This is a genomic window from Labedaea rhizosphaerae (assembly GCF_004362825.1).
Lineage (GTDB): Bacteria > Actinomycetota > Actinomycetes > Mycobacteriales > Pseudonocardiaceae > Labedaea > Labedaea rhizosphaerae.
Window position 1 is genome coordinate 448,868 of the sequence record NZ_SNXZ01000007.1, and the last position, 23,416, is coordinate 472,283.

General features: G+C 72.3%; 11 protein-coding genes. 9 read left to right on the forward strand and 2 right to left on the reverse strand.

Annotated features, from left to right (window positions below; genetic code table 11):
- Positions 1 to 40: 40 nt before the first annotated feature.
- The 5 genes from EV186_RS32630 to EV186_RS32650 are packed head-to-tail and all read left to right on the forward strand — an operon-like array spanning position 41 to position 17,868.
- On the forward strand, positions 41 to 1,114 hold the full coding sequence (locus tag EV186_RS32630) for an LLM class flavin-dependent oxidoreductase (RefSeq protein ID WP_133853348.1): 1,074 nt from the start codon (positions 41 to 43) through the stop codon (positions 1,112 to 1,114).
- Positions 1,114 to 5,565: a beta-ketoacyl synthase N-terminal-like domain-containing protein gene (locus EV186_RS32635; protein WP_133853349.1), complete on the forward strand. Its 4,452-nt coding sequence runs from the start codon at positions 1,114 to 1,116 to the stop codon at positions 5,563 to 5,565. The genes EV186_RS32630 and EV186_RS32635 overlap by 1 nt, the downstream gene beginning before the upstream one ends.
- Positions 5,562 to 13,112: a non-ribosomal peptide synthetase/type I polyketide synthase gene (locus EV186_RS32640; protein WP_133853350.1), complete on the forward strand. Its 7,551-nt coding sequence runs from the start codon at positions 5,562 to 5,564 to the stop codon at positions 13,110 to 13,112. Before EV186_RS32635 ends, EV186_RS32640 begins: the two co-directional genes overlap by 4 nt.
- Positions 13,109 to 13,888 (forward strand): thioesterase II family protein, encoded by a 780-nt coding sequence (locus EV186_RS32645; RefSeq protein ID WP_133853351.1) that lies wholly within the window; start codon positions 13,109 to 13,111, stop codon positions 13,886 to 13,888. Before EV186_RS32640 ends, EV186_RS32645 begins: the two co-directional genes overlap by 4 nt.
- On the forward strand, positions 13,885 to 17,868 hold the full coding sequence (locus EV186_RS32650; RefSeq protein ID WP_166659435.1) for a non-ribosomal peptide synthetase: 3,984 nt from the start codon (positions 13,885 to 13,887) through the stop codon (positions 17,866 to 17,868). The genes EV186_RS32645 and EV186_RS32650 overlap by 4 nt, the downstream gene beginning before the upstream one ends.
- Here EV186_RS32650 and EV186_RS32655 read toward each other — a convergent pair.
- Both EV186_RS32655 and EV186_RS32660 read right to left on the reverse strand, forming a co-directional pair.
- Entirely contained in the window at positions 17,782 to 18,573 is a 792-nt protein-coding gene (locus EV186_RS32655; protein WP_133853353.1) for a LuxR C-terminal-related transcriptional regulator, read from the reverse strand. The genes EV186_RS32650 and EV186_RS32655 overlap by 87 nt on opposite strands.
- A gap of 120 nt (positions 18,574 to 18,693) precedes the next feature.
- Positions 18,694 to 19,743, reverse strand: coding sequence for a methyltransferase domain-containing protein (locus EV186_RS32660; protein ID WP_133853354.1), 1,050 nt, complete (start codon positions 19,741 to 19,743; stop codon positions 18,694 to 18,696).
- 855 nt (positions 19,744 to 20,598) lie between these two features.
- Here EV186_RS32660 and EV186_RS32665 point away from each other — a divergent pair.
- The 4 genes from EV186_RS32665 (at position 20,599) to EV186_RS32680 (ending at position 23,342) form a co-directional block, all read left to right on the forward strand.
- A complete protein-coding gene (locus EV186_RS32665) occupies positions 20,599 to 20,952 on the forward strand; it encodes a HEAT repeat domain-containing protein (RefSeq protein WP_133853355.1) in 354 nt (117 codons plus the stop codon).
- A 227-nt stretch (positions 20,953 to 21,179) separates the two neighbouring features.
- A complete protein-coding gene (locus EV186_RS32670; RefSeq protein ID WP_133853356.1) occupies positions 21,180 to 21,395 on the forward strand; it encodes a hypothetical protein in 216 nt (71 codons plus the stop codon).
- A 265-nt stretch (positions 21,396 to 21,660) separates the two neighbouring features.
- Complete coding sequence (locus tag EV186_RS32675; protein ID WP_133853357.1) at positions 21,661 to 22,638, forward strand: serine/threonine-protein kinase; 978 nt, start codon at positions 21,661 to 21,663, stop codon at positions 22,636 to 22,638.
- Positions 22,638 to 23,342 (forward strand): serine/threonine-protein kinase, encoded by a 705-nt coding sequence (locus EV186_RS32680; protein ID WP_166659439.1) that lies wholly within the window; start codon positions 22,638 to 22,640, stop codon positions 23,340 to 23,342. Before EV186_RS32675 ends, EV186_RS32680 begins: the two co-directional genes overlap by 1 nt.
- The last annotated feature ends 74 nt before the right edge of the window (positions 23,343 to 23,416 follow it).

A 23,416-nucleotide genomic window follows, 5' to 3' on the forward strand; every position in this document is an offset into this window, starting at 1 on the left:
GGTCCCGCACGCCGACCGAGGGTAGGGAGTCCGCGCGTCCATGCGGTTTTCACTCTTCTTTGAGATGCAGATCTCGGAGCCCACGCGGGCGGCGGAGCACCGGTTGTTCCGCGAGTCCGTGGCGCACGCGGTGCTCGCCGACACCCTGGGGTACCACGGGGTTTGGGCGGCCGAGCACCACGGGCTCTACGAGTACGCGCACTCCTCGGCACCGGAGATCTTCCTGGCGCACCTGTCCGGGCGGACCAAGCGGATCCGGCTGGGCCACGGCGTCACCCTCACCCCGCACCGCTACAACCACCCGATCCGGATCGCCGAGCGGATCGCGGCGCTGGACATCCTCAGCGAGGGGCGGGTCGACTGGGGCTCGGGGAAGAGCGGCAGCCGGGTGGAGCAGGACGCGTTCGGCAACGACCCGGCCGACCTGCACGACCAGTGGCTCGAAGCACTGCACATGATCCCCCGTATGTGGCAGCAGGACGTCTTCGAGTGGCACAGCGAGCGCTACGACATCCCGCCCATCCAGGTGGTGCCGAACCCCGTGCAGCAGCCCCACCCGCCGATGTTCGCCGCCTGCACCAACCCCAAGACCGCCGAGCTGGCCGGGTCGCTGGGGCTCGGTGCGCTCAACTTCGCCGCGGGGACCGACGCCGAGCTCACCGACAAGGTCCGGCGCTACCGCGAACAACACGCCACGGCCGAGCCCGACGGCTACCAGAAGACCGAGCGCTACGTCTGCACGCCCACCGCGCTGGTGCTCGACGACGACCGGCTGGCCTGCCGCCACGGTTTCCGCGGGTCGCGGTTCTTCTGGGAGGCGATGCAGCAGTACTACGCCTACAAGGACCGCCCCGTCGGGCGCCTGCCGATCGGGCGGGACGACCTCGACGACGAGGAGCTCACGACGCTCATGGGCCGTCGATCCGCGGCCGACTCCGCGCTCACCGGCGTCATCGGCGATCCCTCGGCCGCCCGCGAGACGGTGGCGCGCTTCGCCGCCGCGGGCGTCGACGAACTGGCCATGGTCATGCAGGTCGGCACGGTGCCGAGCGAGCTGGTGACGACGTCGATCCGCCTGTTCGCCGAGAAGGTCATGCCGGACTTCGCCGACTGATGACCGACCAGCGCATCACCGACCTGCTCGCGCGCGCCGCCGCCACCCACGGTGACCGGCCCGCGTTCACCTACCTCGCGTTCGACGGCGACCCGCACGCCGCCACGTACACCTGGGCCGAACTGCACGCGCACGCGGTGGGCTTCGCGCGGCTGCTCACCGAGCGCGGGCTCGCCGGTCGCCGCGCGCTGCTCGTCTACGACACGGGCGCCGACTTCGAGGTCGCGTTCCTCGGCTGCCTGCTGGCCGGGGTGACCGCCGTGCCCGCACCGCCGCCGCGCAAGCCGTACTCGCGGTCGCTGCACCGCCTCGCCGGCATCCAGCGCGACTGCGCCGCCCCGGTCGTGATCACCCGCCCGGAAACCCGTGCGGCCCTGCGTGATCAGGCCGAGCTGGCCGGAGTGGAGTGGCTGACCGTGGCCGACGCCGCGCCGTCGGGCGACGAGTCGGGGCTGCACCCGCTGGGCGTCGAAGACCTCGCGTACCTGCAGTACACCTCGGGTTCCACGGCCGACCCCAAGGGCGTGTGCGTCACCCAGGCCGACGTCCTCGCCAGCTGCGCGGCCATGCACGACGCCTGGCGCCACGACGAGGACAGCCTGCTCGTGTCGTGGCTGCCGATGTTCCACGACATGGGGCTGGTCTACTGCGGCCTGCTCCCGGTGGTGCACGCGATGCCGACCGTGCTGATGGCGCCGACGGCGTTCGCGCGCGAGCCGGTCCGCTGGCTGCGGGCCATGCACGAGTTCGGCGGCACGCACTCGATCGCCCCCAACTTCGGCTTCGACCTCTCCGCCCGGAAGATCACCCCGGCCCAGCTCGACGGGCTGGACCTGTCGCGCTGGCGCGTGGTCGTCAATGCCTCCGAGCCGATCCGGGCGGAGAGCCTTCACCGCTTCACCCAGGCCTTCGCGCCCATCGGGTTCCGCGAGCAGGCCCTGCTGCCCGCGTACGGGCTGGCCGAGGCCACGTTGATGGTGACGTCGGCACGGGCGGGGGCCGGTCCGGTGATCACGGCGTTCGACCCCGACGCGCTGGCCGTCGGCCGGGGAACGCCTGCCGACCACGGCCACGAGGTCGTCTCGTGCGGCTCGGCGCTGGCCGGGTTCGACGTCCGGGTGGTCGACCCCGACACCGCCACGACCGTCCCGGATGGACAGTCCGGTGAGGTGTGGGTGGCCGGCCCGAGCGTCACCGCGGGCTACCTGGACCACCCGGACGCGACGGCCGAGTGCTTCGGCGCGGTGCTCGAGGGGCGGCCCGGCTACCTGCGCACGGGCGACATCGGGTTCCTGCGCGACGGCGAGTTGTACGTGACCTCGCGGCGCAAGGATCTGATCATCGTCGCCGGGCGCAACCACCACCCGCACGACCTCGAGGCCACGGTGTTCCAGGCGCACCCGGCGCTGCGCCCGGGCTGCGCGGCCGCGTTCGCGGTCGACGACGGCGCCGAGGAGCACGTCGTCGTGGTGCAGGAGATCGCCCACGACACCATCACCGCGGCCGTCGCCGCCGACGCCGTCGCCGCGGTGCGCAAGGCCGTGGCGCAGGCACACGACCTGCGGGTGGACGCCGTCGTGTTGCTCCGCAAGGCCGGCCTGGCCAAGACCTCCAGCGGGAAGATCCAGCGCTCGGTGAGCAAGCAGCGCTTCCGCGACGGCCAACTGGACGCCGTCGCGTCCTGGCGGGGCACGGTGTTCGGCGGCACGGGTGAGGTGATCATGGCCGACTCGACGGCCGACTTACGGGACTGGTTGCGGCACAAGGTTTCCGAGCTCACCGGCGTGAGCGCGGCGGCGCTGTCCGACACGGAACCGCTCGCCGGGTACGGCCTCGGCTCGGCCGGTGCCGCCGAACTGGCGTCGGCGTTGACCGCGGTGACCGGGACCGCCGGAACGACGGTGCCGGAGGTGCTGCTCTACGACCACCCGACCATCGACGGCCTGCTCGACGCCCTCACCGGCAAGGGCCCGCAAACAGCTGCCCCGCCCCAGGTTCCGGTCGACGACGACATCGCGATCGTGGGCATCGGCTGCCGGGTGCCGGGCGCGGATTCGCCGGACGAGCTGTGGCAGCTCCTGCGCTCGGGCGCCGATGCCGTGCGCGAAGTCCCGGCGACCCGGTGGGCGGCGCAGGCCGAACCGGCGCTGCGCTGGGCCGGGCTGGTCGACGACCCGACCGGGCTCGACACGGGGTTCTTCGGCATCTCACCGCGCGAGGCCACGAGCATGGACCCGCAGCAACGCATGCTGCTCGCGGTCGCGTGGGAAGCGATCGAGGACGCGGGGCTGGACCCGATCGCGCTCGCGGGCACGGACACCGGGGTATTCGTCGGGGTCTGGAGTCCGGAGTTCGCGTTGCGGGCCGGGCCGGACGGGTTCGCCGAGCCGTACCTGACCACCGGCAGCGCGCACAGCATCGCCGCCAACCGGCTGTCCTACCAGCTGGACCTACACGGCCCGAGCATGGCGGTGGACACGGCGTGCTCGTCGTCGCTGGTGGCGGTGCACCTGGCGAGCCGGGCGCTGCGCGACGGCGAGTGCTCGGTGGCGCTCGCCGGTGGCGCCAACGTGGTGCTCTCCGCGGAGTTGACCAGCGCGTTCGCCCGTGCCCACCTGTTGTCGCCGACCGGGCGGTGCCGCTCGTTCGGCGCCGGTGCCGACGGGTACGTGCGCGCCGAGGGCGCCGCCGTGCTGGTGCTCAAGCGGCTGGCCGACGCGCTCGCCGCGGGCGACGACGTGTACGCGGTGGTCAAGGGCAGCGCGCTCGGCCACGACGGGCGCACCAACGGGCTGACCGCGCCGTCCGCTTCCGCGCAGCAGGCGGTGATCCGAGCCGCGCACCAGCGGGCCGGGGTGCGGGCCGGGGACATCGACTTCGTGGAGGCGCACGGTTCTGGCACGCCGGTGGGCGACCTGATCGAGGCGACCGCGCTCGGTGCGACCGTCGGCGCGGGCCGGTCCACGCCGTGCGTGATCGGGTCGGTCAAGAGCAGCGTCGGGCACCTGGAAGCGGCGGCCGGCGTGGCGGGGGTGATCAGGGCCGCCCTGGCGTTGCGCCACGGCGAACTGCCGCCGACGTTGCACGTCGAGCAGACCAACCCGCGCATCGACTTCTCCGGCTGGGGTTTGCGGGTGAACCGGGAACCGGTGCCGCTGCCGGACGACCGGCCCGCGCTCGCCGGGGTCAGCTCGTTCGGGTTCGGTGGCGCCAACGCCCATGTCGTGTTGGCCCAAGCGGTCCAGGCTCCGGCATCGACGACACCGTCGACACCGGCACCCGAGCGCGCCATGCTCTTGCCGGTCTCGGCGCGCAGCCCCAAGGCGCTCGCCGCGCTGGCCGCGCGCTACCGGGACGCGCTCGCCGATCCCGAAGTGCCGGTGGCCGCGCTCTGCCACGCCGCGGGCCGTCGCGCGCACCACGACCTGCGGGCCGCGGTCGTCGGCGCCGACCGGGCCAGCCTGCGGGCCGCGCTCGACCGCGTCGAAGCGGCGACCACGGAACCCGGTGGCGCCTTGGCCTTCAGCTTCGGCGAGGACGGGCCGGCCGGGCTGCCGTTGTTCCTGCAGGAGAGGGTGTTCCGCGCGGCGGTCGAGGCGTGTGACGACGCTTCGCCGGTCGGCTGGTCGCTGGTCGAGCTGCTGCACCCGACGGCAGGGGAGGCGCCCGTCGCGGCGGCCCGGGCCGTGCGCGTCGCCGTCCACATCGGACTGGTCGACTTGCTGCGCAGCTGGGGCGTGCGCCCGGCAGGGGCCACCGGTACCGGGATCGGCCGCGTGTCCGCCGCGTACGCCCTCGGCGCGCTCGACAAAGCCGCGGCGATGGCGGCCGCGCACACCGGCGAGCTGCCCGCCGTGGCCGCGCTCGACCCGCGGGCGACGGTGCTCGACCTGCAGGGCTGCACGGACCGCGCGGCCGTGCTCACCCTCGTCGGCCGCCTCTACGAACAAGGGCACCGGCTGGACTGGGCGGCGGTGACCGGGACGCGGCAGCGCGGGAAGGTGCCGCGCTACCCGTGGGACACCACGGACTTCCCGCTGCCGGGCACGACCGCCGCGGTGCCGGTCGACAATCCGGTCGACGAGCCGGCGCCCGAACCGGCGCCCGCGCCGGTCGAAGGCCGGGACTACCGGGAGCTGGTGCGAAAAGCGGCGGCCGACCTGCTCGGCATGCCCGTCGCGCAGGTCGACAACCAGCGGACGTTCGCCCAGCTCGGCATGGACTCGCTGACCGGCGTCGACCTGCACGAACGCCTCGAAGCCGAACTCGAGGCGGAGCTGCCGCAGACCGCTGTGCTCAACCACCCGTCGGTGGCCCGGCTCGCGGACTTCCTTGCCACGCACCTGGGCGGCGAACCCGCCCAGTCCGACGAACAGGTGGTGGACGCCCTGCTCGCCGACCTCCTGTCCGACCTGCAGAACACCGACCGCGCCGGGGGAGAACCGAAGTGACCGACCTCGCCGCACGCCTCGCGAGCCTCACCGACAGCCAGCGCAAGCTCCTCGCCGCCAAGCTCGGCCTCACCGCCGAACCGGCGCCGGCGGCCGAACCCGTTGCCGTGGTTGGCATGGGGTGCCGGTTACCCGGCGGCATCGACTCGCCGCAGAACTTCTGGGACGCCTTGTGCGCCGGGCGCGACCTGATCGGCGAGGTGCCGCCGGAGCGCTGGAGCGCCGACGAGTGGTACGACGCCGACCCGGCCGCCCCGGGCGTGGCGAACTCCCGCTGGGGCGGGTTCCTCGACGACGTCGCCGGGTTCGACCGCCGGTACTTCGGCATCCCGGCGGACGAGGCCGAGCGGATGGACCCGCAGCAACGGCTGCTGCTGGAGACGGCGTTCGCGGCGCTGGCCGACGCGGGTATCCCGGCCGCGTCGCTGGCCGGAACCGACACCGGCGTGTTCATGGCGTCGATGACCGACGACTACACCTGGCTCCAGGCCGCCGATCCCGCCGCCGTGACCGTCCACACGGGAACCGGGACGCAACGCAGCATCCTGGCCAACCGGCTGTCCTACGAGCTGGACGTGCACGGCCCGAGCGTCGCGCTGGACACGGCGTGCTCGTCGTCGCTGGTCGCGATCCACCTCGCGTGCCAGAGCATCCGCACCGGCGAGGCGGAGGTGGCGCTGGCCGGCGGGGTCAACGTGATGGCCTCGCCGGTCACCACCGTGATCTACGCGAAGCTCGGCATGCTGGCCGCCGACGGCCGGTGCAAGACGTTCGACGCGCGCGCCGACGGGTTCGTCCGCGGCGAGGGCGCGGGGGTCGTGGTGCTCAAGCGGCTTTCCGCCGCACAGCGCGACGCCGATCCGATCTGGGCCGTCATCCGCGGGAGCGCGATCGGCCAGGACGGCCGCACCAGCGGCATCACCGCGCCCAGCGGACCGGCGCAGACCGCACTGATCACCCGCGCGCTGCGCCAGGCGGGGGTCGCGCCCGAGCACGTCCGGTTGGTCGAGACGCACGGCACCGGTACCCCGCTCGGCGACCCGCTGGAACTGGAGGCTTTGGCGGCCGCGTTGACGGGCGCGGACTCGTGCCGGCTCGGCGCGGTCAAGACCAACGCGGGGCACCTCGAGGCCGCGGCCGGCGTGGTCGGGCTGATCAAGACCGCCTTGTCGCTGCACCACCGGATCGCGCCGCCCGTGCTGCACCAGCAGCGGCGCAACCCGCGGATCGCGCTCGACGTCACGCCGTTCGCCATCCCGGTCGTGCCGACGCCGTTGCCCGGCGGCGACGACTGCTTCGCGGGCGTCAGCTCGTTCGGCTTCGGCGGCGCGCTCGCGCACGCCGTGCTCGGGCCCGCTCCGGCGACTCCGGCCGTGCCGCAGGCGAGCGGGCCACAGTTGATCACGGTGAGCGGCCGGTCCGCGCAGGCGGCGAAGGACCTCGCCGCCGCGTACGCCGAGCAGCTCGACGGTGGGGACGTCGCGGTGGCTGATCTCGCCTTCACGTCGGTGCGCAGGCGTGACCACCACCCGCACCGGATCGCGGTCGTCGCCGAGACCGCGGCCGAAGCGGCCACGGCGTTGCGTGCGGCCGCACCGCGGCGGGCGGCCGAGGACCCGGCGGTGGCGTTCGTCTTCCCCGGGCAAGGCGCGGTCGAGGCCGGCACCGCCGCCGAGTTGCACCGCGAGAGCGAGGCGTTCCGCGCCGCGGTCGCCGCCTGCGACGAGCAGTTCCGGCGCCGGTCGGGGTTCTCCCCGGTGACCGCCCTGTTTGAGACGGAACAGTTCGGTGACGGCTCGTTCGACCCGGCCGACACGCGGCAGAGCCAGGCCGTCCAGTTCACCCTCCATATCGGACTCGCGGCACACTGGGCCGCGCTCGGGGTCACGCCGGCGGTGGTGTTCGGGCAGAGCCTGGGCGAGGTCGCCGCCGCGCACGTCGCCGGTGCGCTCGACCTGGCCGACGCGGTGGCGGTGGTGGTGGCGCGCAGCGAGTTGATGGCCCGGGTGCAGGGCAAGGGCGCAAGCGCGGTCGTCGAACTCGCGGAGGCGGACGTGGACCGGCTCGGGCTGGCGGTCGCCGGGGTCCTCAGCCCGACGACGACGCTCGTGGCCGGATCGGTCGACGACGTGCGGCAGGCCCTCGACCGGCTGGCCGCGGACGGCGTGTTCACCCACGAGCTGCGTGACGCGCGAATGGCCTTCCACTCACCGGAACTGGCCGCGCTCGCCCCGGAACTGGCCGCCGCCCTGCGGGACATCAGGCCCCGCCCGCCGCGGGTCCCGCTCATCTCGACGGTGACGGGCGGGCCGATCGACACCGCGGACGCCGCTTACTGGGCCCGCAACCTGGCCGAGCCGTTCCGCTTGCCGGTGGCGCTCGACGACGTCGCAGGCCGTGGCGTCGGCTGCGTGGTCGAGGTGTCGGCGCACCCGGCGTTGCGCCGGGCGATCGGCGCCGTGCTGCCGGTCACCGGGTCGCTGACGCGCGGCGAGCCCGACCGGCGGGCGGTGCTCACCAGCGCCGCAGTGCTGCTGACCCACGGCGTGGAACTGGACCTCGCCGCGCTCGCCCCGGCCGGACGCGTGGTCCGGCTGCCCGGATACCCGTGGCAGCACGAGGAAGCATGGCTGCCGCCGCGGCCGGTGCGCCGGTCCGGCACTGCCGTGGTCATCCCGCAGCCACGCGAGCGGCTCGAACCGCCACCGGAGCGGGAGCGGGAGCCGGAGCCCGAGGCGGTCGAGGACACCGACGAGTTCACCGACGACGTCGAACGACTGCTGCACCGGCTCTGGACCGACGTGCTCGTGGTGGAACCCGAACTGGTCCGGCCCGACACGAACTTCTTCGACCTGGGCGGCAACTCGCTCAAGGGGTTCTGGCTGGTGCGCCAGATCTCCGAGGCGCTCGACGTCCGCATCCCGATGGACCGGGTGGCCGACCTGCTCACCATCCGCGATCTGGCTGCGTACATCCGCGCGGCCGACCCCGAGCGGGCGCCGCAGGTCGAGCCGGGCACCGGCGACGACGGTGCGCCGGCGGCCGACGACGCCCGGCACGAGCCGTTCCCGCTGTTGCCGTTGCAACGCGCTTACTGGGTCGGGCAGAGCCTGGAACTCGGTGGTGTGGCGGCGAAGCACTACCTGGAGTACGAACTCGACGGGGTGGACCTCGACCGCCTCGAAGCCGGCTGGAACCGGTTGGTGCGCAGGCACGAGATGCTCCGCGCCGTCATCGACGCCGACGGCACCCAGCGCATCCTGGCGACCGTGCCGGACTACGAGTTCGGACGCACCGATCTGTCCACATCGGACGATGTGCAGGCGGAGCTCGAGGCGTTGCGGGCGCGGCTGACCGAGCCCGCGCGCGGGCAGGACGAGTGGCCGTTGTTCGAGATCCACGCGACCACGCTGCCCGGCGGCGCGACCCGCGTGCACCTGAGCATGGACATGATGTCGTGCGACGGCCGCAGCTTCGCGATCATCTCCGACGAGTGGCGCCGCCTGCAGGCCGACCCGGCCGCCGACCTGCCGCCGCTCACGATGTCCTTCCGCGACTTCGTGCTCCGGCACTGGGCGGACGAGGAGGGGGCGAACGAGGACGGGGCGCACGAGGACGACCGCGCCGCCGAGTACTGGCGGCCGCGGCTGGCCGAGCTGCCGCCGCCGCCCGCCTTGCCGTGGGCGGCGGACCCGGCCGAACTCGGCAAGCCGGAGTTCCGCAGGCGCAGCGCCCGCATCGGCAAGGACCGGTGGCGCGCGTTGCGCACCGCCGCGGGCAAGGCGGGCATCGGCCCGTCGGCGCTGCTGCTGGCCGCGTTCGCCGAGGTCTTGGGCACGTGGAGCGCGCAACCTCGGTTCTGCGTCAACGTCACCACCTTCACGCTGCGCACCACGCACCCGGCGGCGGCCGACGTGGTCGGCGACTTCACCTCGAACGTCCCGGTGGCGGTCGACGCGCTCGCCGCGCCGACCCTGCGTGAGCGGGCTCGCCTCGTGCAGCAACGGTTGTGGAGCGACGTCGAGCACGTCGGGCGCGGTGGCGTGGCCCTGCTCGCCGAGGCCAACGCCCTGCGTGGCGACGACGCGTTCCGCCTCGGCGTGCCGTATGTGTTCACGAGCCTGCTCGCGGGCGACGAGGACGACGACGCCCTGGTGCCCTTCGGCTGGCTCGGCCGCCGCGCGCACAGCGTCGCGCTGACCCCGCAGGTGCTGGTGGACCTGCAGGTCATGCAGGACCGCGGCGACCTCGTGCTGGACTTCGACACGGTCGATGCCATGTTCTCGCCGGGCGTCGTGGACGCCGTGTTCGACGCGCTCGTCGGGCTGGTCGGCGCTTTGGCCGACGACGCCGCGACGTGGGAGCTGGCGCCGCAGTCGCTGGTCCCGGACGCCGACCTGGAAGCCCGCGCCGCGGCCAACCGCACCGACGCGCCCGTGCCGGGCGGCGGTTTGCACGAGCCCTTTGTACGCCAGGCCCGCGAGCACCCCGAGCGGATCGCCGTCCGCTCGTCGGCGCGAACCCTGACCTACGGCGAGGTGGACGCGGCGAGCGAACACGTCGCCCAGCAGCTCACCGAGCACGGTGTCGAGCCGGGCGCGCTCGTCGCGGTCTCGATGCGCAAGGGCTGGGACCAGGTCGTGGCGGTGCTCGGCGTGCTCAAGGCCGGTGCGGCGTACGTCCCGGTGGACCCGGACCTGCCGCCCGAGCGCAGGCAGGAGTTGTTGCGCCGCACCAACGCCGCGGCCGTGCTGACCCAGCCGTTCGGCACCGTCCAAGGGATCGACGGGGTCGACGGGATCGTGGTCGACGGCACCGGCGCCGAACCGGTCGACCGGCCCCGCCCGGCGGGTGACGACCTCGCGTACGTGATCTTCACCTCCGGCTCGACCGGTGCGCCCAAGGGTGTGGCGGTCCACCACCGGGCCGCGGTGAACACGGTGCTGGACATCAACTCCCGGTTCGGAGTGCGGCCCGGTGACGCGGTGCTCGCGTTGTCGTCGCTTAGCTTCGACCTGTCCGTGTACGACGTCTTCGGCGTTCTCGCCGCTGGCGCGACGATCGTGCTGCCGGACGCCGACCGGGCCCAGGACCCGGCGCACTGGGCGGACCTGGTGACCGAGCACCGGGTGACCCTGTGGAACAGCGTGCCCGCGCTGTACGGGATGTTCGTCGATCACCTGAGCGGGCACGACGGCTCCGCGCCGGCCTTGCGGTCGGTGCTGCTGAGCGGGGACTGGATCCCGCTGACGTTGCCGGAGCGCTCGCGCGCGGTGCTGCCGGACACCGAGCTGACCAGCCTGGGTGGCGCCACGGAGGCGGCGATCTGGTCGATCCACCACCCGATCGGCGACGTCGACCCGGCCTGGCGCAGCATCCCGTACGGCACACCGCTGGCCAACCAGCGCTTCCACGTCTACAACGCGGCCGGTGCGCCCTGCCCGACGTGGGTGCCGGGGGAGCTGCGGATCGCGGGTGTCGGCGTCGCGAAGGGCTACCACGACGACCCCGAGCGCACGGCGGCCTCGTTCCCGGTGGACGAGCGCACCGGCGAACGCCACTACCGCACGGGCGACCTCGGCCGGTACCGGCCCGACGGCACGATCGAGTTCCTCGGTCGCGACGACCTGCAGGTCAAGGTGCAGGGGCACCGGATCGAGCTGGGCGAGGTCGAGGCGGCGCTGCGCACGATGCCCGGGGTCACCGACGCGGCGGTCGTGGTGCTCGGCCCGCGCGACGGCAACCGCACGCTCGCCGCCCACGCGGTCGGCGCGGGCCTGACCGCCTCGGCGGTGCGGGCGCACCTCGCGGCCCGGCTGCCCGGGTACATGGTGCCGCCGACCGTGACGTTCTGGCCGGCGTTGCCCTTGACCGGCAACGGGAAGGTCGATCGCAAGCGGCTGGCGGCCGCGGGCCACCAGTCCGTTGAGTCGACGGCGTCCGACGACTCCACTGTGGACGAATCGGGGTTCGTGGCGCCGGCGACGCCGGTGCAGCGGGCGCTGGCCGAGATCTGGGCGTCGGTGCTCGGCGTCGAGCGGATCGGCCTGCACGACCGGTTCTTCGAGTTCGGGGGCGACTCCGTGCTCGGCATCCAGGTGGTGTCCCGAGCGGCCCGCGCCGGGCTCGGCCTGCGCCCGCGCGACCTCTTCGAGCACCAGACGATTGCCGAACTGGCCCACGTCGTGCGGGTGGTCGAACAGATCGCCGGACCGGTCGAGCTGACCGGCTCGGTGCCGTTGACGCCGATCCAGCGCTGGATGCTCGGCCTCGAGCTGGCCGACCCGGCGCACTTCGGCCAGTCGCTGCTGCTCGCCCCGGCCGCGGGACCGCTGGACGGCACCCGGCTCGGGGCCGCGCTCGGCGCGGTGGCCGACCGCCACGACGTGCTACGCCTGCGCTGGCGCCGCGACGGGGAGAGCTGGACGCAGGAGTACGCCGACCGGCCCGGCGTCGCGGTCGAGCGTGTCCACCTCGACGCGGACACCCTCGATCAGATCGTCGCCGACCGCGAGGCGGCGATGGACCTGGCCGAGGGACCGGTGCTGCGCGCGGTGCTGTTCGAGACGCCCGCCGGGTGCGAGCGGCTGCTGCTCACCTGCCACCACCTGGCGGTCGACGGTGTGTCGTGGCAGGTCCTGCTCGACGACCTCGCCGCGGCCTACGACGGGCTCCCGCTCCCACCGGTCACGGCGACGTTCGGCGAGTACGCCGAGGCGCTCGCCGCGCGGGCGCCGCGACCGGGCAGCGTGCAGGCTTGGCGCGACCGCCTCGCCGTGCCCACGGTGCCGGTCGCCGAACCGGCGGGGGTCGAAGGCGAGGCCCACACGGCGACGCGCGCTTTGCAGCCGGACGAGACGACGGCGTTGCTGACCACGGCGGGCGCCGCGTACCGCACGACGATCGACGAGCTGCTGCTGACCGCGTTGGCCGCCACGCTGGACCGGGGGCCGGTGCGCGTCGACCTCGAACGCCATGGTCGCGACGTGCCTGGCATCCCGGACGTGACTGGCACGGTCGGCTGGTTCACCACCATCCTGCCCACCACGCCGGACCTGTCCGATGTGGACGTCGAAGCCGAGCCGGGCCGGGCGCTCGCCGCGGTCAAGGAGCACGTGCGCGCCGCGCCGCCGGATGCCGAGCTGCTGCACGACCGGCTGCCCCGCGCCGACGTGGTGCTCAACTACCTGGGCCGCCTCGACGGCCTCGACGGTGACCTGCTCCGGCTGGCCGACGGGCGCGCCGGCCGTTCGCGTGGCCCGCGCAACCGGCGACCGTGGCCGGTCGAGGTGGACTGCCGGGTGCTCGGTGGCCGCTTCGAGCTGACCGTCACCCACGACTCCGCGGTCGCGGCGCGCGCGCTCGCCGACGGCTTGCTCGCGGCGATCCGCCTGCTTTTGCGCCACTGCGCCGATCCGGCGGCCGGGGGTTACACGCCGTCGGACTTCCCGCTCGCCGACCTGACCGACGAGACGCTCGCCCTGGTGCTCCGGCAGTTCCGGGCCGGCCAAATGAGGGCTGCACAGGTGAGTGAGGAGAAGAAGTGACCACGACCAGCCACGGATGGGTGCGGCCAGGACCCGGCGTCGCGCCGCAAGGCAGGCCGGCGCGGCCGCGTCTGGTGTGCTTGACCTATGCCGGGCGCGGTGCGTCCGGCTTCGCCGAGTGGCCGCGGCTGCTCGGCGACACCGCCGACGTGCTCGCCGTGCAGTTGCCCGCGCGCGAGGAGCGGCGCACGGACCCGCCGGTGACCGACATCGATGCGTTGCGCGGGCAGTTGTTACCCGAGCTGCTGCCGTGGCTCGACGGGCCGTTCGTCCTGTTCGGACACTGCATGGGCGGCCTGCTCGCCGCGAGCCTGGTGACCACCCTGGTGGCCCAGCACGACCGCGAACCCGCCGCCCTGGTGTTGTCCGGCACCGCGCCGCCGTGGCAGCAGGACGCGCTCGGCGACCTCGCGGCGATGACCGACGGCGAGTTCATCCGCGGCCTGCGCAAAGCCGGGGCGTTGACGCCCAAGCAGATCGCCGAGCCGGCCGTGCTGGCGTTGATGCTGCCCGCCATCCGCGCCGACTACCTGTTGTTCGAGTCGACCCGGGAGGTGTTCGGCGAACCCGCCGCGCCACCGCTGCGGTGCCCGCTGGAGTTGTTCGCGGGGGAGTCCGACACCGCCATCGACCCGGACGCCATGCGGGCGTGGGGTGCGCTGACCTCGGGTCCGGTCGCGTTGCGGGTGTTCCCGGGCGATCACTTCTTCCTCGACACGGCGGCCGCGGACGTCGCGGGCGCGGTGGCCGGGATCGTGCGCGAGGTGTGCCCGTGACCACCAGAGACGACACCGTGAACACCGTGGAGATCGCCGACATCTACCGGCTGACCGGCACCCAGCGCGGGCTGCTCTTCCACACCCTCGCCGAGCCGGGGAGCGGCGCGTACGTGGAGCAGGTGCGGCTGCGCCTGCGGGGACCGCTGCGCGTTGACGCCTTTCGTGCCGCCTGGGATGAGGCGATCGCGCGCCACCCGGCGTTGCGCACCGGCTTCGTCTGGCAGGGCCTCGACGACCCGGTGCAGGTCGTCGCGGCCGAGGTGCGCGCGCCCGAGTGGCACCTCGGCGACTGGCGGGACACCACGCCGCTGGACCAGCAAGCCCGGCTCGCCGAGTACCTCGCCGCCGACCGGGCACGGGGCTTCGACTTGCTGGTGCCGCCGCTGGCGCGGTTCGCCTTGCTGCGCCTGTCCGACGACGAGCACCTGTTCGTCTGGACCGCCCACCACCTGATCGTGGACGGTTGGAGCTTCGCCGTCGTGCTGCGCGAGGTGCTCGACCGCTACGCCGATCCGCACGCGCCCGCCGTGCCGGCACCGGGCTTCCGCGACCACGTCGCGTGGCTGTCCGCCCAGGACCCGGCCGAGGCGGAGAAGTACTGGGGTGGCGTGCTTTCCGGCCGCGCCGAGCCGACGGCGTTGCGGATCGCGCGGCCGGAGCCCGTGGTCGGCGAAACCTATGGCGAGCACCGCGTCGAGCTGAGCGCGACGCGCACGGCCGCACTGATCGCCACCGCGCGGCGCCAGCAGGTCACGCTGAACACGGTGCTGCAGGGTTGCTGGGCCGTGCTGCTCGCGGTGTACAGCGGCGACGAGGACGTCGTGTTCGGCGCCGCCGTCGCCGGCCGGCCCGCCGAGCTGCCAGGTGCCCAGGACATCGTCGGGCCGTGCATCACCACGCTGCCCGTGCGGGTGCTGGTCAGCGGGGACCAACCGGTCGGCGCGTGGTTGCGGCTGCTGCAGGACGACCAGTCGGTGGCCCGGCAGTTCGAGCACCTCCCGCTCGCCCGCGTGCAGGCGGTGGCCGACGTCCCGCCCGGCACGCCGCTGTTCGAGACGCTGATGGGCTTCGAGAACTACCCGGTCGACGACGAACTGTTCGCCGGTGCGGGCGAGGTCGCCGTGGGCTTCGACGGCAGCTGGTCGTGTTCGCACTACCCGCTCACGTTGCTGGTCGAGCCGGGGGAGCGGCTGGGGCTGCACGCGATGTTCGACCGCCGCCGCCTGTCATCGTCCACAGTGGAGGGTCTGCTCGACCAACTCGGCAGCCTCTTGGACGCCTTCGCCGGGGATCCGGAGCAACCGCTGTCGCGGTTCGGTCCGGCGACCGCAACAGCAGGCCCGGTCGAGCAGCTGGCCGTGCCCGAGGTGTCGATCATCGACCTCTTCGACGCCCAGGTGCGGCGGGCACCACGGGCGATCGCCGTGGTCGACGGCGACCGGGAAGTGACATACCGCGAGCTGTCGGAGTGGGCAGACGCGGTCGCCGCGCGGGTCGGGCCGATGCCGGGTGCGGTGCTCGGTGTCTGCGCGCACCGGTCGGTGGAACTGGTCGTCGGCGTGCTCGCGGCGCTCAAGACCGGCGCCGCCTACCTGCCGCTCGATCCGGTGAACCCGCGCGACCGGCTGGCCGCGCTGGTCGCCGACGCGGGCGCGGACACCGTCCTGGTCGCCGACGAGCTGGCCGATCAGGTGCCCGAGGCCGTGCGCGCGGTGTCGCTCGCCCCCGGTGCGGCGCCGGCCGAGCCGGTGCGGTGCGCGGCCGGTGCCGACGACCTGGCGTACGTGATGTACACGTCCGGCTCGACCGGGCGCCCCAAGGGCGTGGAGGTGCGCCACCGCCAGGTCGTCGCCCTGTTCGCCGCGGCCGCGCGGTGGGCCGGGTTCGGCCCGCACGACACGTGGTCGCTCTTCCACTCCTTCGCCTTCGACTTCTCCGTGTGGGAGCTCTTCGGCGCCTTGCTGCACGGCGGCAGCCTGGTGGTCGTGCCGCTGGCGACGAGCCGCTCGCCGGAGCGGTTCGCCGACCTGGTGGAGCAGACCGGCGTCACGGTGCTCAACCAGACGCCGTCGGCGTTCCGCCAGCTCTGCCGGGCGGTGGCCGATCGCGACGGCCTCGACCACGACCTGCGGCTGGTCGTCTTCGGTGGCGAGGCCCTCGACCCGGCCGGTCTGCGCGAGTGGACCGGCCGCTTCGGCTTCGCCGGCCCGCGTCTGGTCAACATGTACGGCATCACCGAGACGACCGTGCACGTCACCTGGCACGAGCTGACCGAGTCCGATGTGGACTCCCATGCCAGCGTGATCGGCGTGCCGCTCGCGGGCACCGAGGTCCGGCTGCTCGACCTGCACGGCAACCCGGTGCCCGACGGCGTGGCGGGGGAGGTGTTCGTCGCCGGTCCCGGTCTGGCCCGCGGTTACCGCGGCGCGCCGGAGCTGACCGCGCAGCGGTTCGTCACCGCACCGGACGGCACCCGGCTGTACCGCTCCGGCGATCTGGCCCGGCGGCGACCGGACGGCGTGCTCGAGTTCGCCGGCCGCGCCGACGACCAGGTCAAGGTGCGCGGCTTCCGGGTCGAACCCGGTGAGATCGAGGCGGTGCTCGCCGCGCACCCGGCCGTGCACGAGGTCGCCGTGACGCTGCGCGAGGACGGCAGGCTCGCCGCGTACGTGGCGCCGGACGAGCGGACAGCCGGTGCGGCGCTGCGCCTGGCCGGGCTGCGGGCCGAAGCGGGCCCGGACGCAGAAGTGGCGGACCTGCCCGACGGCGCGACGATCTTCACCTTGAACCGGTCCGAGACCGACTTCATGGCCCGCGAGATCGTCACCGACGAGGTCTACCTGCAGGGCGGTGTCACCCTGCCCGACGACGCCGTGATCGTCGACGTCGGCGCCAACATCGGGCTCTTCGCCGTCTGGGCGGCCGGGATCTGCGCGAACCCGGCGATCTACGCCGTCGAGCCGATGCCACCGGCGGTCGAGGTGCTGGAGCGCAACGTGCGTTTGCATGGCATCCGCGGTGCCGTCCTGCCGCACGCGCTCGGCGAGGCCGAGACCACCACGACGTTTTCCTACTACCCGTACGCCTCCGTGCTGTCGGGCCGCTACGCCAGCGCCGAGGACGAGCGGCGCGTGGTGAAGTCGTTCCTGGTCGGGCAGGTCGAGGCGCAGGGCGTCGAGATCGGTGCGGACATCCTCGACGAGCTGCTCGAGGAACGCCTGCGCACCGTGCCGTACGAATGCCGGGTGCGCCGGCTCTCCGACGTGCTGCGCGAGCACGGCATCGACCGCGTCGACCTGCTGAAGATCGACGTCGAGAAGAGTGAGTTGGCGGTGCTCGCCGGGCTCGACGACGCCGACTTCGCGAAGGTGGCACAGGTCGTCGTCGAGGTGCACCACCGCGACGGCCGCCTCGAAACGGTCACCCAGTTGTTGCGGGACAAGGGGTTCCGGGTCGAGGTCCGGCACGACCCACAGCTGGAGCAGACGGGGCTGCACAACGTGTACGCGGTGCGCCCGGACGCCGGTCTCGCCCCGCCGGCCGGACGCCGGGCCCGGTGGCGTGGTCCCTCGGCGCTGGTGGCGGAGCTGCGCCGGGCGGCCGTGGCGGCATTGCCGGAGTACATGCGGCCCGCGACGTGGACGCTGCTGCCCGCGATCCCGGTGACCGCGAGCGGCAAGCGCGACCGCCGGGCGTTGCCCGCGCCCGACAGCGCCCGTCCGGTGCTCGCGGGCGGCTACGTCGCGCCGGGCAGCGCGCTGGAACAGCGGTTGTGCCAGGTGTGGCAGGAGGTGCTCGGCCTCGACCGGGTCGGCGTGACCGACGACTTCTTCGCCCTCGGCGGCCACTCGCTGCTGGTCACGCAGCTGGTGGTGCGGGTGCGCGACGAACTAGGCGTGCAGGTGCCGCTGCAAACCGTGTTCGACGTGCCGACGGTGACCGGCATGGCCGAGGTGGTCGAGCGGCTGGCCGGCTGAGCGGACCGGCACACCGGGCACGATGCCGTGCCGGAACGCGTACGCGATGGCCTGGGCCCGGCTGCTCAGGCCGAGCTTGCCCAGCAGGTGGTGCACGTGCGAGCGGACGGTCGTCTCGGTGACGCCGAGGCGGGCGGCGACCTCCGCGCTGCTGCCGCCCATCGCCAACAGGCGCAGCACCTGGCGTTCGCGGTGGCTCAGGTCGTCGTGCACGGTGGGCGTAGCAGGCGCCTCGCCGCCGACGTAGGCGTCGATCACCGCCTTGGCGCCGCACGGGCAGAGCACGGCGCCGCCGTCGGCGACCACGCGCACGGCGTGCTGCAACTCCGGCGCGGAGGCGTCGGGGCTCAGGAACGCCTGCGCGCCAACGCGCACCGCGGCGAGCACGGTGTGCGGTTCGTGGTCCTGGCTCAGCACGATCACCCGCGGCGCGGGGTCGGTGTCGAGCGCGCTGATCGCGCTGACGGTGTCGAGTTCGGCGGTGCCCGCGTCCCCGGAGAGCCCGACCAGCACGAGGTCGGCGCGGCACTCGTGCACCCGGCGGGCGAGCAGGCGCCGGGAGCCGCCCTCACCCACCACGTCGATCCACGGCGTCGCGGCGAGCACGCTGCGCAGACCGATCAGCGCCAGGTGGTACGGGTGGTACAGGTACAACCGGATGCGGTCCGGTCCGTCCCCAGGCGTGGCTGTTCTCCTCTGTGGCACGCGATCTGTCCCCCATCATGCCCAGCGCGGGCGCGCGGACGTAACCGATGGTACTGAGACGATCTTGGTGGTGCCGCTCAGCCGGGTGGCCTTCACTCGAACGGCCGTTCGACCCTCACCCTACGTGGAGCACACGAACAGGCAGTTCTGTGCGCGCGGCGAATCGAGCACGACCACGTCGGGGAAGCCGGCCGCCCGCAGCATGTCGCTCGCGCGCTCGATGCCCCACATCGCGCCGAGCCCCGCGCCACCCTCGGCGAGGGAGACGGTGGTGCAGTACATCAGGCTGATGGCGTAGCAGAGCGGCGCCAGCGGGTGGCCCACGTTCTTGTCGAGGTCGCTCGAGAACTTCGCGTCGACCATGACGAACACGCCGCCGGGGACGAGCGCCGCGCGGACCCGGCGCAGCACCTCATCGGGGTCCTGCTGGTCGTGGATCGCGTCGAAGGCGACGATGACGTCGTAGGCCGGGTCGGCGGGCAGCGCGGCGGCGTCGGCAACGACGAACGTGGCGTTGGGCAGGTCCTCGGTCGCGGCGCGGGCGGTCGCGACCTGCTCGGCGTCGATGTCCAGGCCCGTGAACCGCGACGCGGGAAATGCCCGCGCTGCAACGCGAACGGCGTGCCCGCTGCCGCAGCCGAGGTCGAGCACCGCGGCGCCGGCCCGCAGCCGGTCGACGAGCCCGGGCACGGCGGCGAGGAAGCCGTCGACGAGCTGTTCCTCATAGATGCGCCGCCACGAGTCGCCGGGCACCGCGCCGACAGCGTCGAAGTGCGGCCGGAAGGCGGCGTGCGGCACCCCGCCGCCTTCGGTGAAGCACCGTTCGAGCTCGGGCAGCGCGCCGCCGAACGCGCGGAGCATGGACGTCATGGGCGCGAGGTTGGCCGCGGTCTCGCCGGTGAGGAAGGGCGCGTGCGCGTCGGGCAGGGAATACCGGTCGGTCCGGGGGTCGTGGTCGAAGAACCCGCCGGTGACCATCGCCCCAAGCCATTCACGCACGTAGCGTTCGTGCACGCCCGCCCGTTCGGCGAGTTCGGCACTCGTCGCCGGCCCGGCCACAGCCGCCTCGAACAACCCGGTCCGATATCCGACACTGATCATCAGCGTCATGGCGCCACCCGTCAGCGTCGCCACCATCCGCTCGGCGAACGCCGCCCGATCGTCGGTCATCACACCCCCGGGTAGAGACAAGGACGGCAGAGGCGCACCGTAGCAGCCCGTTCGGGGCGTGATGGTCGGTGAGGGCGCCGACCCCGCTCGCGCTCACGGGTGCTCCACCAACCGCGAGCTCGTCCGAGGCCGCCAGGTGCACCACCAATCGTCCGATGTGGACAATTCATGAAGCTGCGATGACGCCAATGGTCGTCCCCCCAGTCCGGGCGATGCCCTTGTCACCTTGGCGTCGTACGAGCCGGGCATGTTTACTGACGCCGGCCCAGGGAACACCAGGACCGCTGCCGCCCGCCCCAGGCGCAGCAGGTCGAGGGCCTGCAGCGGTGGTCTGCTCTGTACGACGGTCAGGCCGGAACCGCAGTTCGTTGGCAGGACGGAAGAAGACCGGTGGCTTGTCGCCTCGCGGCGAGAGCTTCGTGACCCAAGACTTGCCGTATGTCCAGCAGCTGGCCGTCGTCACCCAAACCTTTACCCGACGACCGTTCGCTTCCGGATGCAGCCGGGGACGCTCGATGCCCTGATCGAGGCGGGTATGGTCAGTCCGGGGGTCTGATCGACGAAGCGGGTTTCGGTCACCTGCCGCAAATCCAGCCAGGAAGGCGCGACGTGGTTTAAGCTCAAGCCCGAGTTGTGGGCAATCACCTATGGGCTCCGCTGCGGTTCGGCGCAGATCTTCAACAGCCGGATCATCGGATTCGAGCAGGTCAAATGAGCGGGCCGTGCGTCGAGTTCGAGGAGCGGCTGCGGGCGGCTGATCGGCTTACCGGGCACCAATCCCTGTTCGCCTGGGTGGACGGAGTCGCCGACGCGGAACAGTGCATTGGCGCGGGCCTGCGGCGGACGTGTCGATCGGTGGACTGGCCGCTGTTCGAACGGTATGTGCTTGTCGCGCACCGCCGGCCGTCGCGGGCTTACACAGCGGCGTTGTGCGACGTCCTTGCTCGGCACGGTGACGAGGTGAACAACGAGGACATCGTCGACGTGCTGGCGGAGATCCGTGATCCTGCCGCGGTGGGCTTTCTCGCGGATACCTTGTGGTGGCAACCCCCGTGGGACGAGTTCCATCAGCTGGCCGTCAAGTGCGTGTGGGCGCTGGTGGCGATCGGCACACCGGAGGCGTTCGCGGTGGTGTGTGAGGCCGCCGTCTGCGAGGCCGAAGAGATCCGTGAGGCCGCTCTGCGCCAACTCGACGTCGCCGGCCGCTGATCGGTCTACGAGAGTTCCGACGGGGTGCCCCCGGGAACAGAGGTACGCCACCTGGGCTCGTTGTGTTGCTCAGCGACCCTCACGGTTGACGGCCGAGGCATTTCTCGACGATTCGTCTACGCGTTCTGGCGCCTGTGCGAGCAGCGGATCGCGGTCACCAGCACCGCTGAGGCCGGGCACGGTTCGCGCCTGGCCGCCGAATTGGCCGGGTGTCACCGGATGTCCGAGTGGTGCAGCTGCGGACCGTCGCCGGGAAGCCAGCAACAGGCTCGGACCGCAGCGGCCGGGACTGGCACCACCGGTGGGTGGCGCGGATGCACAAGGTCCGGCAGTGGTACCCGAGCGAGCAGCGCCACAAGGTGATCTACCACGGCCCCTACGTCAAAGGCCCGGACGATAAACCGTTGCTGGCAGGGGAAACGGTGACCGGTCTGGTTCGGTGATCGACGGTTCAGGAGAGCAGTGTGGCCGCGGTCGCGGCGAGGACGCAAGCGCGGGCGAGGTCGTCGACGGCCGGATGCGAAGTTAGCGGAGCAGGCCGAGCACCGCGAGCGCGTCCCGCACGACCTCGCTGGCGTCCGATGGCGCATCGGGGATGTCACTGAACGCCTGGCCCCCAGCCAGATCAGATGTCACCTACCCGTGCAGCAGACCCGATATCACGTAGGACCCAGTTGATTACTAGACACAGTGCGAGTCTTCGCGGGGGTGCTCCACGCGCTGGCTAAGCTGGCGGCGGATCTGCAGGCGCCGAGCCGTGCTGCTTCGGCGAGTGGGGTGCTGGAGGACGCCAAGACGCTGGTCTGGTCTACGGCTGCACAACACGGCGAGCGAATGCTTGTCGAAGGGGTGGTCACCCGATCGAGTAAGTTGTCCGTTCATCACACGAATTGGCGGAGCATCGTGAGTGCGAGCGATTTGCTGGGGGAACACCCGCGACATGATCAGAAGGCCTACCGGCTGGGGCATCGCCCATTGGGGCGCGGCGGTCAGGCTGAGGTGTATCCCGCCGAGCACAAGTCGACCGGGGCCCTGGTGGCGCTCAAGCGGCGGAGATCGTGGAACGTCGAGGCCGTGGCCAGGATGCAGCGAGAGATCGAGTTCGGCCAATTGCTGATGGGCGACGACCACATCATGCCAGTGCTGGACTTCGGCTTGAAGCACGACTGGTTCGTCATGCCGCTGGCCCAAGGCAACGCGGAGGACGCACGTCTCTCCCTGCTGGAGGATGGCGCACTCACCGCGCTCGTCACGGCCATCTGCTCAGCACTGGAAGCGGCTCACGGCAAAGGCTGGCTGCACCGCGACCTGAAACCCGCGAACCTGCTGCTCGTTGATGGACGCTGGACCGTCGCCGACTGGGGACTCGGCCGGCGGCCGCGAGGGGACACGACGTTCACCGGCCGCACCAAGACGGGTGAGTTCCTCGGCAGCGAGGGCTTCGCAGCTCCGGAGCAAGCTACGGACGCCCACGAGGCGACCGCCTGCGCCGACCTATATAGCCTTGGGCAGATCATCGGCTGGGCACGGACCGGACGGACTCCGAAGCACGGTGCACCGCTTGTGCCGGACGAGGAGCCTTGGCGGTCGATCGTCATCGCCGCGACGCAGATGAAGCCGGATGCCCGGCCGCAGACCGCACGTGAGTTTCTTGAGATCATGAATGCGAGGATCCGGCGAGCGTGATGGACTCCATTGCCGGCAAGTACGTGCTAGTGAACGAACCACCCAGGACCGGTGGTTTCGCCAGTGTTCACAAGGCTTTTGACATCACTGCTCAGAAGCTCGTCGCCATAAAACTGATGAGCCGCACGGATGATCCACTCCGTGAGCAAGCTGTCAGCCGCGAGATGGAGAGCCTTCGCAAGCTCAGCCATCCCAACATCATCAAAATGAGAGATGCCGGATTCGACGAACTCCGCGACGCGCACTACCTCGTCCTCGACTGGGTCGAGGAGTCGCTCGCCGAGGTACTGAAAGCCAAGGTCATCTACGAATGGGATGATCTCGCGAGCCAACTGGCCGAACCTCTTGTGCAGGCCCTGTCCTATGCCCACCTGAACGGCGTCGAGCACCGTGACATCAAGCCGAGCAACATCCTCATGGCCGACGGTAGTGTCCCGTTGCTGGCCGATTTCGGCATCGCCAAAGTCAGGCAGGGAGTCGTCAGCGAGCACACGCTGATGAGGTTCGGGTCCGGCCCGTACTCGCCTCCCGAAGACGATGGCGAAGTCAAGTACGTTCGTGACGTGTACTCGATGGGTGTGCTCCTGATCCAAGCGATGCACCAGGAACGTCTGCGCTCGCGCGCCGACGTGGAGCCCGCTCTGCAGTCCATCAACGTCCCGCCTGACGTGAGGAAGCTGCTCGCTAGTGCTCTGTCCAGATAGGTTCGCCGGGTTGGTTAGGCGGCTGGGGTGAGGTGTTGCCCGCCCCAGCGGATGCCTTTCTCGCTGCGGACTCG